Below are 14,611 nucleotides of genomic sequence, written 5' to 3' on the forward strand. Positions count from 1 at the left end.
GCCTCACGGCATCCGTAGGGCCCCGACATGCCGCCGCAACCTCCCGGCCGAGAGTTTTCTGCCGGTTGGTGGCACGCATCTCCCGCGGAGAACCACCGTGGCGAGAGATTCTCGACACACGGTGGCATGCATCTCTCGCGGAGGACCGTCCTGGCGAGAGATATGCGCCACACGATGGAGGAAATCTCTCGCCAAGAAGCCCTAGCGAGAGATATGTGCCATAGGGCGGCGGCAAAATCTCGCCGAGAGCCGTGCAGGCGAGAGATGCACGCCATATCGTGGCGGAAATCTCTCGCCGAGCGTGGCCGGATGGGCGCGAGGGAGTTGCAGACGGGTAGTGCGGGAACGCCATAAGCTTCCAGGCCGGATAATCATCACACGCGGTGCAAGGCCCTTGGGCATCTGGGAGCGGGCGCGAGCGGCTTCGATCTCGCGGCGCTGCGAGAGCAAGGCCCTTGGGCGTCTGAGCGGGCCCGAGGGACCCGGATATACGGGAAAAGCCCCGTCCGGATGAACCGGAACGGGGCTTTCCAGGGATGACGGCGATATCCGTCGCGCGATCAGCCGAAGCGGCCGGAGATGTAGCGCTCGGCCTCGGCGTTCTGCGGGTTGTTGAACATCGTGGTGGTGTCCGCGAAGTACTCGAGGTGGCCCGGCTGTCCGACGGCCTTCAGGTTGAAGAAGGCGGTGTAGTCGGCGATACGGGCGGCCTGCTGCATGTTGTGCGTGACGATCACGATGGTGTAGTCGCTCTTGAGCTCGTTGATCAGATCCTCGACGGCGAGCGTGGAGATCGGGTCGAGGGCGGAGCACGGCTCGTCCATCAGGACGACCTGCGGGTGCACGGCGACGGCGCGCGCGATGCACAGACGCTGCTGCTGGCCGCCGGACAGGCCGATGCCCGGGTTGTCGAGACGATCCTTGACCTCGTTCCAGAGGTTGGCGCCGCGAAGCGCCCACTCGACGAGGTCGTCGGCGTCGGACTTGCTGATGTGCTTGTTGTTCAGGCGCACGCCGGCGAGCACGTTCTCGCGGATGGACATGGTCGGGAACGGGTTCGGGCGCTGGAAGACCATGCCGACGTCGCGGCGGACGGAGACCGGGTCCACGTCCTTGTCGTACAGGTTCTTGCCCTCGAGCAGGACCTCGCCCTCGACGTGGGCGCCGGGGATGAGTTCGTGCATGCGGTCGAGCGTGCGCAGCACGGTGGACTTGCCGCAGCCGGACGGGCCGATGAAGGCGGTGACCTTGTTCGCCTCGATGTTGATGTTCACATCCTCCACGGCGAGGAAGTCGCCGTAGTAGATGTTCTCGTGGTTGACGTCAATACGTTGTCCCATGATGTTTCCTTTATTTCCTTGACATTCCTAAGAATAGCGGGTGGAGGCCGGTCAGCGCTCGGTCTTGACCGCGAAGACCTTGGCGACCACGCGGCCGATCAGGTTGAGCAGCAGGACGATGATGATCAGCACGAGCGCAGCGGCCCAGGAGCGTTCCATCGGGATGGTCGGCACGCAGGAGGCGTCGGCGTTGACCGGGCAGTTCGCGTTGAGCTTGGAGTACTCCTGGTAGACGTAGACCGGCAGGGTCGTCATCTGGCCGGAGAACAGGTTCACGTTCGTGGAGGCGATGTAGCCGGCGGTCATGAGCAGAGGCGCGGTCTCGCCGATCACTCGCGCGATGGCGAGGATGCAGCCGGAGACGATGCCCGGCAGGGCGGTGCGCAGCACGATCTTGGTGATCGTGCGCTGCTTGGTGACGCCCAGAGCCAGCGAGGCCTCGCGCAGGTCGTTGGGGACGATCTTGAGCATCTCCTCGCAGGACTTGACGACGGTCGGCAGCATCAGCAGGGACAGTGCCACGGAGCCCTCGAAGCCGTTGATCGTACCGGGGCCGAACACGATGGTGAACATCGAGAAGGCGAACAGGCCGGCGACGATGGACGGGATGCCGCTCATCACGTCGACGAGCAGGGAGATCGTCATCGCGAGCTTGCCGCCGTGGGCGTACTCGACGAGGTACACGGCGCACATGATGCCGATCGGGATGGAGATCAGCATGGCGCCGCCGGTGATCTCCAGCGTGCCGATGATGGCGTGCAGGACGCCGCCGTAGCCGCCGGACGGGGTCGGGTTGCCGCCGACCACACCGGTCATGTTGTAGGACAGGAAGTTGAGGTTCAGACGCTTGAAGCCGTTGACGAGGGTCGTCCACAGGACGGAGATCAGCGGGATGCAGGCGATCACGAAGGACAGACCGATCAGGCCGGTCATGAAGTAGTCCTTGCGCTTGCGGGCGTTCTCGGAGGAGCGGGTCGGACGGAACTTGTCGAAGTCGATGACGGGAGCGCCGTCGAGGTTCTTCTTCTTTGCTGCTTCAGCCATCAGACGCTCGCTTTCTCGGTGATCTTACGCGCGGCGAAGTTGACCACGAAGGTGATGAGGAACAGGATCAGACCGGTGCCGATCAGGGCGGAGACGCCGAGGTCGTTGGCCTCCGGGTACTGCGCGGCGATGTTGGCGGCGATGGTCTGGTTCTGGGAGGCCTGCAGCAGCTTGATGGAGTAGGTCAGGCCCGGCGACAGGATCATCAACACGGCCATCGTCTCGCCGAGCGCGCGGCCGAGGGCCAGCATGGAGGCGGACACGATGCCGGACTTGCCGAACGGGATCACCGCGAGCTTGATCATCTCCCACTTGGTGGCGCCCAGACCGTAGGCGGCCTCCTGCTGGAGGGTCGGGGTCTGGAGGAAGATGTCGCGCGACATCGAGGTGATGATCGGCAGGATCATGACGGCGAGGACCACCGCGACGGTGCCGACGGTGCGCTGCGGGTTGGCGGCCGGGCCGGCGAACAGCGGGATCCAGCCAAGGTAGGTGGACACCCAGTTCCAGAACGGGTAGATGGCCGGGACCAGGATCAGGCCGCCCCACAGACCGTAGATGACGGAGGGGATGGCGGCGAGCAGATCGACCACGTAGCTCAGGGCGGTGGCGATGTTCTTCGGCGCGTAGTGGGAGATGAACAGGGCGATGCCGATCGAGATGAAGAACGCGATCAGCAGGGCGAGGATGGACACGAGCACGGTGCCGAACAGCAGCGGGAGCACGTAGCCCCAGAAGTTGTTCGTGGCGCCGCCGGTGAAGCTGGAAATGGTGTCACTGTTCGCCTTCTGGTCACCGCCGATGAGCGGCCACGCACGGAAGAACAGGAAGAGGAACACGGCGGCGAGCACGACGAGGATCAGGATGCCGCAGGCGTACGCCACGCCCCTGAAGACCTTGTCGGCGGTCTTGCCGCCAGCCGGCTGCATGACCGACTTGTCTTGCTGCGAACTCACGAATTCTCCTTAAGGAATTCCTGACGGATGGGATTCGGGGTGTGATGCGTTTCGACCTTCGACCGGCCCGAGCCGCAGCCGTCGAAACGACTGCGGCTCGGGGTTGGTTGCTATCCGACTGGATGTCCGGTCTTCGGTCGGACCGTCATCACTTGGTCTTGATGGCCTCGATGGACTTGGTGACCTTGGAGGTCAGGCTGGACGGCAGCGGCGCGGAGCCGGCGGCGTCCTGAGCGGTCTTCTGGCCCTCGTCGGAGGTGACGTAGGTGAGCCAGGACTTGACGAACTCGGCGGTCTTGGTGTCCTTGTAGGCCGGGCAGGCGATCATGTAGGACACGAGGACGATCGGGTAGGCGCCCTTGGCGGTGGTCTCGTGGTTGATCTTGACGACCACGCGGTTGTCGCCGGTGGCGGACTCGTCGAGCTTGGAGTCCTCGATGACCTTGGAGCCGCCCTCGGCGGAGATCTCGTTGTAGGAGTCGCCGACCTTCACGGCCACGGTGCCCAGCTTGCCGACCTGGGAGAAGTCGGCGTAGCCGATGGTGCCGTCGGCCTGCTGGACGGTGGAGATCACGCCCGAGGTGCCCTTGGCGCCCTGGCCGACGGAGTTCGGCCAGTTCTCGGACAGGTCGTAGGACCAGTCGTTCGGGGCAGCGTCCTTGAAGTAGGACACGAAGTTCTGGGTGGTGCCGGACTTATCGGAGCGGTGCACGACGGTGATCGCGGTGTCCGGGAGCTTGAGGTCCTTGTTCTGGTCGGCGATGGCCGGATCGTTCCACTTGGTGATCTTGCCGTCGAAGATCTTGGCGATGGTGGAGGCGTCCATGTTGATGTGCTTGCCGGCGTCGGAGATGCCCTTGAGGTTGAAGACCACGGCGATCGGGGAGATGTAGACCGGGACGTCGAAGGCCGCGCCGGAGGCGCACACGGCCTCGGACTTGGAGACCTCGTCGGAGGCGAGGGCCTTGTCGGAGCCGGCCCACGCGGTGGCACCGGTCAGGAAGGTGGTCACGCCGGCGCCGGAACCGGTCGGGTTGTAGGCGATCTTGGCGTCCGGGTTGGTGCCCTGGAAGCCGGCGACCCAAGCCTCGACGGCGGCCTGCTGGGAGGAGGCGCCGGCGCCCTGGAAGTTGCCGGAGATCGGCTCGGACTTGGTGGTATCGGAAGAAGAGCCGTTGCTGGAAGTGGTGGAGGCGGTGTTGTCGCCGCAGGCGGCAAGGCCGGCCAGCATGACGATGCCGGAGATCGCGGCGATGGAGCGCACGAAGATGTTCTTACGCATTTCTTTCCCTCATTCAACTAACTCGGCGACGTCGTTGATGCTGCTGGGCGCCGCCCGTCATTTCTTGACATCTACAAGCGTATTGGCGTTGCCGCGGGGGAAAGACCGAAACCGGTGAACGGAGGATGAACAATCCGAGATATATGGCTACGTCGTTTTCGGCCGGTTCGGCGTAGTTTGTTCGCACATATCCGCGCATACGACTCGGCTCCCCTCACGGAGGGGAACCGGAACGACGTCGGCCCGCGGATGTCGGTCCGCGGGATCCCGCGGGGACGATCGCACGGACGTCTCAGGCCGTGGGCTGGTCGATCTTGTAGCCGAGGCCGCGCACGGTGGTCAGGTACTTCGGATGGCTCGGATCCTCCTCGATCTTGGCGCGCACGCGCTTGACGTGCACGTCGAGGGTCTTGGTGTCACCGACGTAATCGGATCCCCAGATGCGGTCGATGAGCTGGTGGCGGGTCATGACGCGGCCCTTGTTCTGCAGGAGGTACTCGAGCAGCTCGAACTCCTTGAGCGGGAAGAACACGTTCTGCCCGCGCACGGTGACCTGGTGCTGGCCGACCTGCATCGAGATGTCGCCGCACGTGAGCGGGATGTCGTCGCCGGCGCTGGAGCCGTCGGCCGCGCCGGCCGGCTGCTGGTTGCGGCGCATGACCGCGCGGATGCGGGCGAGCAGCTCGCGGAACGAGTACGGCTTGGTCACGTAGTCGTCGGCGCCGATCTCGAGGCCGACGACCTTGTCGATCTCCGCGCTCTTGGCGGTGAGCATGATGATCGGCACGCGGCTCTGCTCGCGGATGCGCCGGCACAGCGCGGTGCCGTCGATGCCGGGGAGCATCAGGTCGAGCAGGACGAAGTCGATGCCGCCCTTGGTGAACAGCTCGAGCCCCTCCTCGCCGGTGGCCGCGGCGGACACGTCATACCCCTCGCGTGTGAGCTGGTAGACCAGCGGTTCCCTGTAGGATTCCTCGTCTTCCACGATGAGAATGCGCGTCATGATCGCCTTTCCTGTTCGACTGTTCGGTTCGAGACCAAGTTCGAGTTCATGTGAAAATCCTGTGAGCTACCCGCACCATCCTAGCCGTTCGCCGCCTGTTCATTCGAGGTTCGACCAAGCTACGTAACGGCATACGGGGGTCGAAAATCGTTTGACCCGTTGGCCTGCGCCGGAGATTCGTTCGCCCGTGGGGTGGATGGGAAGTGGACACTACGTTATTCGCTCACGGCCGTCATTTGACGGTGGGCAGCTCGATGGTGAAGGTGGAGCCCTCGCCCTCGTGCGACCACACGGAGACCGTGCCGCCGCAGTCGGCGACGCAGTGCTTGGTGATCGCGAGTCCCAGACCGGTGCCGCCGGTCTGGCGCGAGCGGGCGGGATCGACGCGGTAGAAGCGTTCGAAGATGCGGTCGATCGACTCGGGCGGGATGCCGATGCCCTGATCGATCACGCGGATCGCGACCTTGCTCCCGTCATCCTTCGTCGCCACGGCGATGCGCACCGTCGTATGCTCGGGCGAATAGTGGATCGCGTTCTCGATGAGGTTCTTCACGGCCGTGGTGATCGCCTCCTCGTCGCACGAGACGTGCACGTCCGGCGAGTCGGTGTCCGTTCCCGCGCTTTCCTCGGCACCGTCGGCCTCGGGAGCGACGGTCGGGACCGGCTTCCCCTCGAACGAGAGATCGAGCTCGATGTGCCGGCCGTCGGCCTGCACCTGGTTCTCGGCGATCGCGTTGCGCGCGACGGCCAGCACGGACAGACGCTTCGCGTCGAGCACGCCGGTCGCGTCCTGCGCCTTCTGCAGGTCGATCAGGCGGTGGACCAGTTCGGTGAGCCTCGTCGACTCCTTCGACACGCGTCCGGCGAAGTAGCGCACGGCGTCCGGATCGTCCGCGGCGTCGCCGATCGTCTCGGCGAGCAGGGAGATCGCGCCGGCGGGCGTCTTGAGTTCGTGCGAGACGTTCGTCATGAAGTCGCGGCGCATCGCCTCGAACCGGCGCTGCTCGCTCATGTCGCCGATGAACATCGCGTACCGGTCGTCGCCGATCGCGCTGATGCGCACCTTCAGATAGCGGGTGTTGGACGGCATCCGCTCCCCCGCCTGCACGCCATGCCCGGAATTGCCGGGGATGACCGGCGTTCCGGCGTGGTCGGGGTCGATCGGCAGCTCGAGTTCGCGTTCGCGCGACTTGCCGTCGGCGACGACGCGCGCGAGGATGCCGCTCGCGTCCTCGTCGACGAGCCGGCCCGACGCGACGAGGCCGAGGTCGGCGGCGCGATCGCCTACGTAGACGACCGTGCCCTCGCCGTCGACCAGCACGACGGCCTCCGGCATCGCGCGCACGAACGACTCCTCGGCGGCGCGCACGGTCGGCTCCGTGCCGAACAGCACCTCGTCCTCGGACAGCTCGGTCTCCGCGTGCGGCCGCGTCTCACGGCCGAGACGCTCGCCGCGCTCGAGCCCGTTGTAGTATCCGATCGCCATCGTGACGACGGCGAAGAAGATCCCCGCCATGATCTGCCATACCATGTCGCACTGTCACCTCCCGAACGTGCCGGTTCCGTTTCCCGGTTTCGACCATCCACGATAGCCGGCCGCGACGTTGCGGCACGATGCTCACTACGTAAGTTCAGCAGATGTTCATCTTGGGAGACGTCCTTCCGCCGCGGGGCGCGATGGGCGCGGACGCGCGGCGGAACGGCCGTACTACAGGCGCCTGACGATGTCGACGGCGAGACGCGCGGCGGTGTCGGCGTACTCGCTGATGTCGAACTCCCTGAAGACCTCGTAGTCGGTGTCCGCGTTGTCGGACAGGGCGCGGATGACGAGCGCGGGCACGTCGTTGCGCGCGGCGACCTGCGCGACGGCGGCGCCCTCCATCTCGACCGCGTCGGCGCCGGTGTCGTGGACGACCTTGCGCACCTGCGCGTCGGTGTCGACGAAGTAGTTGCCGGACGCGATGATGCCGGTGATGTGCGTGATGCCGGCGGCCGTCAGGGCCTCGTCGGCGAGCGCGAGCAGGTGCTCGTCGGAGTGGAACTCCTCGACCGGATGCTCGGCGGTGCCGGGCTTCCACTGGCCCACGAGGCGCATGTCGGTGTCGAGGTAGCGCAGCGTGCCGCCGAGGACGACGTCGTTGATGTGCAGGTGCGTGTTGAGGTTGCCGGCGATGCCGGAGAAGACCACGGCGTCGGGCTTGTACGTGCCGATCAGATGCTGGGTGGTGGCGGCCGCGTTGACCAGTCCCATGCCGCCGACGGTGGCGACGACGGTCACGCTCTCGCCGGCGTTCGTGACGACGGTGCCGCGGGCCACGTCGAGGCTCGCCGCCCGGTCGTGCTCGACGCCGTCGAGCGCCTTGGCGATGAGCGCCACCTCCTCGTCCAACGCCCCGATGATCGCAATCGTCCTGGCCATGTCCGTTCTCCTTACGCTCGATTTCGCTTGTGTTCCATTCCCGAGCGTAGCTGAGTTTGGCGGGACTGTCACGTCTGCGCTGACGGCCGTGAGGTGGTGGCATCCGCTGTTCGCGACACGCTCAAGGCCGCTCGGCCAAGCCTACGGTCGCGAACAGCGGATGCCACCACCTCACTCACCTACGTCAAAAAACGGAACGTTTCGCACGAACAGAGGTAACGACGCACCCATCGTCGCTCCCCGCAAAAACGGAGCGGAGGGCCGCGATATCCTGTTCCCGACCGTAGGCTTGGCCGAGCGGCCTTGAGCGTGTCGGGAACAGGATATCGCGGCCCTCCGCGGACCAGATGTATTTACAACCTCAGGCTTCGTAGTCCTTGTCCTTGCTCTCCTTGATGAGGAAGAGCGCGATCAGGGCGAGGGCGGCCATGATGGCCATGTACCAGCCGACGGACACCACGGAGCCGGTCGCCTGGACCAGTGCGGTGGCGATGGTCGGGGCGAACGCGCCGCCGAGGATGGCGGCGAGGTTGTAGCTGAGTCCCGCGCCGGAGTAGCGCACGTTGGTCGGGAACAGCTCGGGCAGGTAGGCGCCGCACGGTCCGAACAGGCAGCCCATCAGGGCGAAGCCGACGCACAGGAAGATCATCACGGTGACGACGTTGTGGTGCAGGAGGTTCATCGCGAACAGCGAGAACACGAGCGTCAGGGCGGTCGTGGTGATGAGCACCTTCTTGCGGCCGATGCGGTCGGAGTAGATGCAGGAGATGAGGATGAAGATCGCGAAGAAGACCACGGAGGTCATCTGCATCGCGAGGTACTCGTTCTGCGTGAAGGCCGGCTGCATGACCTTGACGCCGTAGCTCAGGGACCAGGTGCCGAGCACGTAGAACAGGGTGTAGGTGATGCCCATCGCGAAGGTGCCGAGGAGGACTTCCTTCCAGTACGGCACGAGGGCGCGCAGCGGGTGCTTGACGACGCGGTCGTTGGCGACGGCCTTGCGGAAGATCGGGGTCTCGGTCATGCGCAGACGCACGTACAGGCCGATGATGACGAGGACGGCGGAGCACAGGAACGGGATGCGCCAGCCCCAGGCCTGCATCTTGTCGGGGCCGAGGGTGGTGTCGAGCAGCAGGTTCAGGCCGTAGGCGCAGAAGAAGCCGATCGGGGCGCCGAGGTTCGGGAAGGAGCCGTACAGGGCGCGCTTGTGGGCCGGGGCGTTCTCGGTGGCGACGAGCGCGGCGCCGGACCACTCACCGGCCAGACCGACGCCCTGGCAGGCGCGGCAGAGGCACAGGATGATGATGGCGTAGATGCCGAACTGGTCGTAGCCGGGCAGGCAGCCGACGAGGAACGTCGAGATGCCCATCGTCATCAGAGCGACGACGAGGGTGGTCTTGCGGCCGATCTTGTCGCCGAAGTGACCGAACAGCATCGAGCCGAACGGACGGGCGAGGAACGACACGGCGAACGTCAGGAACGCGAGCATCGTGCCGATGGCCGGGTTGGCCTTGGTGGCGGCCGGGAAGAAGATCGCGCCGAAGTAGCTGGCGGACGCGATGGAGTAGCAGTAGTTGTCGTAGAACTCGATGGCGGTGCCGACCATCGACGCGGCGATGATCTCCGGCACCGAGTCCTTTTTCACCTTGGTGGAGTCGGACGCGACTGCGGTAGCGGACATGATTGATATACCCCTCTATATCCCGACGACCATGCGCCGGGTCTCTCAGATAGATGGTCGCATGCGGACCCGGTCCCGAAGTTGCCGGGAGGCTCCGCCGCATGCGATTCGCGGGGTGTGCGGACGTATGCCGACTGTCGGCTTGTGGCTGCAGCGGCGTCCGCACACCGCTGTGCTGGTGTCTAGGTCTACCCCAATAACGGAGGCAACGGTAAGAGAGCTCACATAGTGGACGCGTCTCAGTCCACGATGCAACCCGTGTCGCGGCGGGGCTCAGTTCCAGCGGCGCGTGGCGACGGCCTCGGCGAGGGTGCGCAGCAGGCGCTCCGTCTCGGGCCAGCTGATGCACTTGTCGGTGATCGACTTGCCGTAGACGAGCTGGCCCAGCGGCGCGGCGGGCTGGTTGCCGCCCTCGATGAAGCTCTCCATCATCACGCCGGTGATGCCGCGCTCCCCCGCGGCGATGCGTGCGGCGATCTCGCGCACGACCTCGGCCTGACGGTGCTCGTCCTTGCCGGAGTTGCCGTGCGAGCAGTCGACGATCAGGCCGTGCGCGGCGGCGGAGTCGGCCGGCATGCGCTTGCGGATCGTCTCGAGCGCGGCGGCGACGTCCTCGCGGCCGTAGTTCGGGCCGGAGCTCGAGCCGCGCAGGACGACGTGGCAATCGGGGTTGCCGAGCGTCTTGACGACGGCGGCGCGGCCCATGTGGTCGATGCCGAAGAACGTGTGCTGCTGGGCGGCGGCGAAGCAGGAGTCGGACGCGGCCTTGACCGAGCCGTCGGTCGCGTTCTTGAAGCCGATCGGCATCGACAGGCCGCTGGCCAGCTGGCGATGGACCTGGCTTTCGGTGTTGCGCGCGCCGATCGCCCCCCAGCTGACGGCGTCGGCAATGAACTGCGGGCTGGTCGGCTCGAGGAACTCGGTCGCGGCGGCGAGCCCCTCCCCCAGCACGCCGAGCAGGGTGCGGCGGGCGAGCAGCAGGCCCTTCTTGATGTTGCACGAGCCGTCGATGTCCGGATCGTTGATCAGGCCCTTCCAGCCGACGGTGGTGCGGGGCTTCTCGAAGTAGACGCGCATGACGATGAGCAGATGCTCGTCGAGCTCGTCCTTGAGCTTGGCGAGACGGCGCGCGTAATCGAGCGCGGCGGCCGGATCGTGCACCGAGCACGGGCCGACGATGACGAGCAGACGGTCGTCCTGCCCGTACAGGCAGGCGCGGATCTCGTCGCGCGAGTAGGCGACGATCTCCTGCGCCTCGCTCGTGAGCGGCAGGTCGGCGAGGACCTGCGCCGGGGTGGGCAGCACCTCGAACTCGAGGACGCGGCGGTTGACGATGCGGCTGATGCCGACCTGATCCTCCCAGCGCGGCACATCCGTGGCGACGAGCGGGTTCTTGCCCGCGTCCATCGCGTCCTGAATCGCCTTGAGGTCCTCCGGCTTGTTGAGCGGCTGCTGCTGCATGGTCATCGTCTCCCTTTGCGTACTATCCGACCTCCAGCATAGCGGCTCGGCTTGCAGAGAATCGTTCTCAATAGCATCCGTGTGTACGCATCGCACATTCCCGCACAAACGAACATCGCCCGAAACGGCTTGAAACGGCCGATTCGGGCGATATCACGTGCGATCGACGGAACGTCAAGGCTCACACGGATGCTATTGAGAACGATTCTCTGCGCAGGTCAGAGGGCGCGACGGGCGCTGACGGCGTCGGCGAGCGTGCGCAGCAGCTCCTCCGTGCGGTCCCACGGGACGCACGAGTCGGTGACGGACTGGCCGTAGACCAGCTGGTCGAGCGGGGCGGGCTTCTGATGGCCGGCGACGAGGAAGCTCTCCATCATCACGCCGAGGATGCCCTGTTCGCCCTGGGCGACGCGCTCGGCGATCTCCTCGACGACCTCGGCCTCGCGCACCTCGTCCTTGCCGCAGTTGCCGTGCGCGGCGTCGATGATGAGGCCGTGCTCGCTCGGGCCGGACGCCTTCGACTTCTTGAGGTCCGCGAGCGCCTGGGCGACGGACTCGCGGTCGTAGTTCGGACCGTGGTTCGAGCCGCGCAGGACCAGATGGCAGTCGGGGTTGCCCTTGGTCTCGGCGGAGATGACGCGGCCGTCGAGGTTGATGGACAGGAAGTGGTGCTCGAACGCGGCGGCGTAGCAGGAGTCGGCGGCCGGCTTGATCGAGCCGTCGGTCGCGTTCTTGAAGCCGACCGGCATCGACAGGCCGGACGCGAGCTCGCGATGGACCTGGCTTTCGGTGTTGCGCGCGCCGATCGCACCCCAGCTGATCAGATCGCAGATGTACTGCGGGGTGATCGGGTCGAGCCATTCGGTCGCGGTGGGCAGGCCGAGGTTGAGCACGTCGGTCAGGACCTTGCGGGCCAGCCACATGCCCTTGCGGATGTTGAAGCGGCCGTCGAGATCCGGATCGTTGATCAGGCCCTTCCAGCCGATCGTGGTGCGCGGCTTCTCGAAGTAGACGCGCATGACGACGAGCAGACGGTCGTCGAGCTCCTTGGCGACGGCGGCGAGCTTGGTCGCGTACTCGTGCGCGGCCTTCGGATCGTGGATCGAGCAGGGGCCGACGATGACGAGCAGACGGTCGTCGCGGCCGTGCAGGATGTCGCGGATCTCCTGGCGGGAGGTGAGGACCAGATCGCTCATCTGCCTGGTGAGCGGAAGCTCCTTGAGGAACGCGCGGGGCGCGGGGATCGGGTCGAGCTGACGGATGTTGACGTCGACGGTCTCGGGAAAGACGGCGTGCTCCCCCAAACGCTGTACGTCCTCGGAACTATCCGGGCCACGAAGTGCTGCCATGCCGACTCTCCTTTCTCGTATATGCGCGGGGATTCCGCGCGCTGTACGTCATGCATGTGGTGCGCTTATGCGACAAAGCCACCACTGTAGTGAGGATACGCCGGAAAACGAAACGACCGACCGTCCTGTGGAACGATCGGCCGGATTCGGCGGGTTTATGGCCGCGGGCCATGCCTACGGGCAGCCCGGCGGGCTGTTTGCCTTACGGCATGCATGTTGACCGGACTGTCGTCCGGGGAGCCGGGAAAACAGCCCACCGGGCTGTTTTCTGTTTCCGGCTCCTAGCTCTCGCATGAAGCGGAGCTTCAGGCGAGAGCTCCCATCGGATCCCACGCCGGCAGGGAGATGGCGTCCTCTTCGAGGGCCTTGAGGTACTCCTCGGGCAGGAGGGCCTTCGGGACGGCGACCTCGTAGACGTACTCGGTGAACCAGTCGTCGCTCATCGTGAAGTAGCCCTTGTCGGCGATCTGGGTGCCCCAGGAGTTCTCGACGCGCCAGCGGCGGGTGGAGCCGTCCTCGGCGACGTCGACGCCGGCGAAGGCCATCGCGTGGTTCATCGCGGAGTCGGCGAAGCGGACGCGCGCCTCCTTGTCGAGGTCGAAGTCGAAGTCGTAGATCGAGCCGTACTCGAACAGGTCGGTCGCCCACGCGCCGGACTCGCGGTCCATGAACGGGTGGCAGTCGGCGCCGAACCACACCGGGATGCCCTGCTCGACGAGGATCTGCTTGACGCAGTCCTTCATGAACTGGTTCGGGACGTTGAGGTACTCGGTGGCGTCGCCGCCGGCCACGTTGCCCAGGTGCTCGATGGCGATCTTCTTGCCCTTCGGGTGCTCCTGACGCGGGTCGTCGACGAGGCAGACGTAGCTTTCGAGATCGGCGGAGCCGACGTACTTCTTCCAGAACTCCTGCGGCGTGATCTCGCCGTCGCGGTGGAACTCGCCGTCCTTGTCGGTCCACTCCCAGTCGAAGGAGACCGGCGGCTCGCCCAGGTGGATCGTCAGGATGCGGTGGCCGGCGGAACGGGCCTCGGCGATCGTCTCGTCGATCGAGGACTGGTCGGCGTACATGTGCGCGACGGCGGTGTGCAGCATGTGGCGCAGCTGCGTGTTCATCTCGCCGGTGTTCTTCGAGGAGGCGGTCTCCGGGTAGAGGTCCTTCGGGACGGCGCCGTACTTCTTGTAGACGTTCATCGCCATCGTCCACTGACCGCCGTCGCCCATCACGTCGGCGAGCAGGTGCTGGATCAGACGGGAGTCGGCGGGCTCGCCGGCGCGCACGAGGGCGGCGACGTCCTGCAGGAAGTAGTTGATGCGCTCGAGCTTGTCGTAGTACATCGCGTAGTTCTGGGAGAACTCGAACTCCTTGAGGCCGAGGTTCTTCTTGGCGACGAAGCGGGCGACGTTCAGGGAGCTGAACAGCCAGCAGCGGCCGGAGCGGTCCTGATGGGTGGCCTCGCCGTTGTCGACGACGGTGGAGAATCGGCGCTGCAGCAGGCGGGCGCGATCGTAGTTCTTGGCGACGGTGTTGATGCCGGCGGCGGTGACCGCGTTCATCGCCATGCGGTTGGTGCCGTCCGCGTCGAACTCGTCGCGCAGGGCGGACAGCGCGTCGTTGCTCAACGGCTGCAGAGTGGTCATATCTGGTTCTCCTTTTGTTGACCTTGTGGGTTGTTGCCGGGGACCACCTTACTATTGAGCGACGATTGAGTCCCGTGCCGGGGTTGGCAGGTCACGGCTGTGGGTACGAGCGTGGATACGACCGTTGGAGTCCGGCAAGTCACGCGCGTGGGAGTCCGGCCGATATGGACGATGCGCGACACGCTCCAGGCCGCTCGGCCAAGCCTACGGTCGCGCATCGTCCATATCGGCCGGACTCGGGAAACGTTGGTATGTCGCGTGTTCCGGACTCGGGAAGCGCGGGTATGTTACGCATTCCGGACTTGGGAACGCGGGAGCATGCGCGTTTGCGGCCAATACGCGAAGTGCCCTTCCACCTCACAATGGAAGGGCACGTACGCCGTGACGACTAGACGACTATTCGGCGGGCGTCACTTGGCTTCGGACTGCTCGGCGG

The 14,611-nt window shown here is 65.7% G+C and carries 11 protein-coding genes; all 11 read right to left on the bottom strand.

Annotated features, from left to right (window positions below; translation table 11 throughout):
• Positions 1-560 precede the first annotated feature (560 nt).
• Complete coding sequence (gene pstB / locus JS528_RS10275) at positions 561-1,340, bottom strand: phosphate ABC transporter ATP-binding protein PstB (protein ID WP_214358950.1); 780 nt, start codon at positions 1,338-1,340, stop codon at positions 561-563.
• A gap of 51 nt (positions 1,341-1,391) precedes the next feature.
• Positions 1,392-2,384: a phosphate ABC transporter permease PstA gene (gene pstA, locus JS528_RS10280; protein ID WP_214358951.1), complete on the bottom strand. Its 993-nt coding sequence runs from the start codon at positions 2,382-2,384 to the stop codon at positions 1,392-1,394.
• Complete coding sequence (pstC, locus tag JS528_RS10285; RefSeq protein ID WP_214358962.1) at positions 2,384-3,313, bottom strand: phosphate ABC transporter permease subunit PstC; 930 nt, start codon at positions 3,311-3,313, stop codon at positions 2,384-2,386. The genes pstA and pstC overlap by 1 nt, the downstream gene beginning before the upstream one ends.
• Positions 3,314-3,488: 175 nt before the next feature.
• Positions 3,489-4,622 (bottom strand): phosphate ABC transporter substrate-binding protein PstS, encoded by a 1,134-nt coding sequence (locus JS528_RS10290; RefSeq protein WP_214358952.1) that lies wholly within the window; start codon positions 4,620-4,622, stop codon positions 3,489-3,491.
• Between the two features lie 292 nt (positions 4,623-4,914).
• Positions 4,915-5,625: a response regulator transcription factor gene (locus JS528_RS10295; RefSeq protein ID WP_214358953.1), complete on the bottom strand. Its 711-nt coding sequence runs from the start codon at positions 5,623-5,625 to the stop codon at positions 4,915-4,917.
• Positions 5,626-5,857: 232 nt separating this feature from the next.
• On the bottom strand, positions 5,858-7,156 hold the full coding sequence (locus JS528_RS10300) for a sensor histidine kinase (protein ID WP_214358954.1): 1,299 nt from the start codon (positions 7,154-7,156) through the stop codon (positions 5,858-5,860).
• A 177-nt stretch (positions 7,157-7,333) separates the two neighbouring features.
• Positions 7,334-8,044 carry a 5'-methylthioadenosine/S-adenosylhomocysteine nucleosidase gene (gene mtnN, locus JS528_RS10305; protein ID WP_214358955.1) on the bottom strand — a complete coding sequence of 237 codons (711 nt, stop codon included), beginning with the start codon at positions 8,042-8,044 and terminating at the stop codon, positions 7,334-7,336.
• A gap of 361 nt (positions 8,045-8,405) precedes the next feature.
• Positions 8,406-9,725, bottom strand: a complete 1,320-nt coding sequence (locus tag JS528_RS10310; RefSeq protein ID WP_214358956.1) for an MFS transporter — start codon at positions 9,723-9,725, stop codon at positions 8,406-8,408.
• Positions 9,726-9,998: 273 nt separating this feature from the next.
• On the bottom strand, positions 9,999-11,192 hold the full coding sequence (locus tag JS528_RS10315; RefSeq protein WP_214358957.1) for a 3-deoxy-7-phosphoheptulonate synthase: 1,194 nt from the start codon (positions 11,190-11,192) through the stop codon (positions 9,999-10,001).
• A 212-nt stretch (positions 11,193-11,404) separates the two neighbouring features.
• Positions 11,405-12,535: a 3-deoxy-7-phosphoheptulonate synthase gene (locus JS528_RS10320; protein ID WP_214358958.1), complete on the bottom strand. Its 1,131-nt coding sequence runs from the start codon at positions 12,533-12,535 to the stop codon at positions 11,405-11,407.
• A 305-nt stretch (positions 12,536-12,840) separates the two neighbouring features.
• Positions 12,841-14,175, bottom strand: a complete 1,335-nt coding sequence (locus JS528_RS10325) for a C1 family peptidase (protein ID WP_214358959.1) — start codon at positions 14,173-14,175, stop codon at positions 12,841-12,843.
• Positions 14,176-14,611 lie beyond the last annotated feature (436 nt).

This window comes from Bifidobacterium santillanense, from assembly GCF_018555385.1.
GTDB lineage: Bacteria > Actinomycetota > Actinomycetes > Actinomycetales > Bifidobacteriaceae > Bifidobacterium > Bifidobacterium santillanense.

Excerpts from the sequence above, each read along its gene's own strand:
- pstB (WP_214358950.1), bottom strand. The coding sequence starts at position 1,340 with ATGGGACAACGTATTGACGTCAACCACGAGAACATCTACTACGGCGAC.
- pstA (WP_214358951.1), bottom strand. The coding sequence starts at position 2,384 with ATGGCTGAAGCAGCAAAGAAGAAGAACCTCGACGGCGCTCCCGTCATC.
- pstC (WP_214358962.1), bottom strand. The coding sequence starts at position 3,313 with ATGCAGCCGGCTGGCGGCAAGACCGCCGACAAGGTCTTCAGGGGCGTG.
- JS528_RS10290 (WP_214358952.1), bottom strand. The coding sequence starts at position 4,622 with ATGCGTAAGAACATCTTCGTGCGCTCCATCGCCGCGATCTCCGGCATC.
- JS528_RS10295 (WP_214358953.1), bottom strand. The coding sequence starts at position 5,625 with ATGACGCGCATTCTCATCGTGGAAGACGAGGAATCCTACAGGGAACCG.
- JS528_RS10300 (WP_214358954.1), bottom strand. The coding sequence starts at position 7,156 with ATGGTATGGCAGATCATGGCGGGGATCTTCTTCGCCGTCGTCACGATG.
- mtnN (WP_214358955.1), bottom strand. The coding sequence starts at position 8,044 with ATGGCCAGGACGATTGCGATCATCGGGGCGTTGGACGAGGAGGTGGCG.
- JS528_RS10310 (WP_214358956.1), bottom strand. The coding sequence starts at position 9,725 with ATGTCCGCTACCGCAGTCGCGTCCGACTCCACCAAGGTGAAAAAGGAC.
- JS528_RS10315 (WP_214358957.1), bottom strand. The coding sequence starts at position 11,192 with ATGACCATGCAGCAGCAGCCGCTCAACAAGCCGGAGGACCTCAAGGCG.
- JS528_RS10320 (WP_214358958.1), bottom strand. The coding sequence starts at position 12,535 with ATGGCAGCACTTCGTGGCCCGGATAGTTCCGAGGACGTACAGCGTTTG.
- JS528_RS10325 (WP_214358959.1), bottom strand. The coding sequence starts at position 14,175 with ATGACCACTCTGCAGCCGTTGAGCAACGACGCGCTGTCCGCCCTGCGC.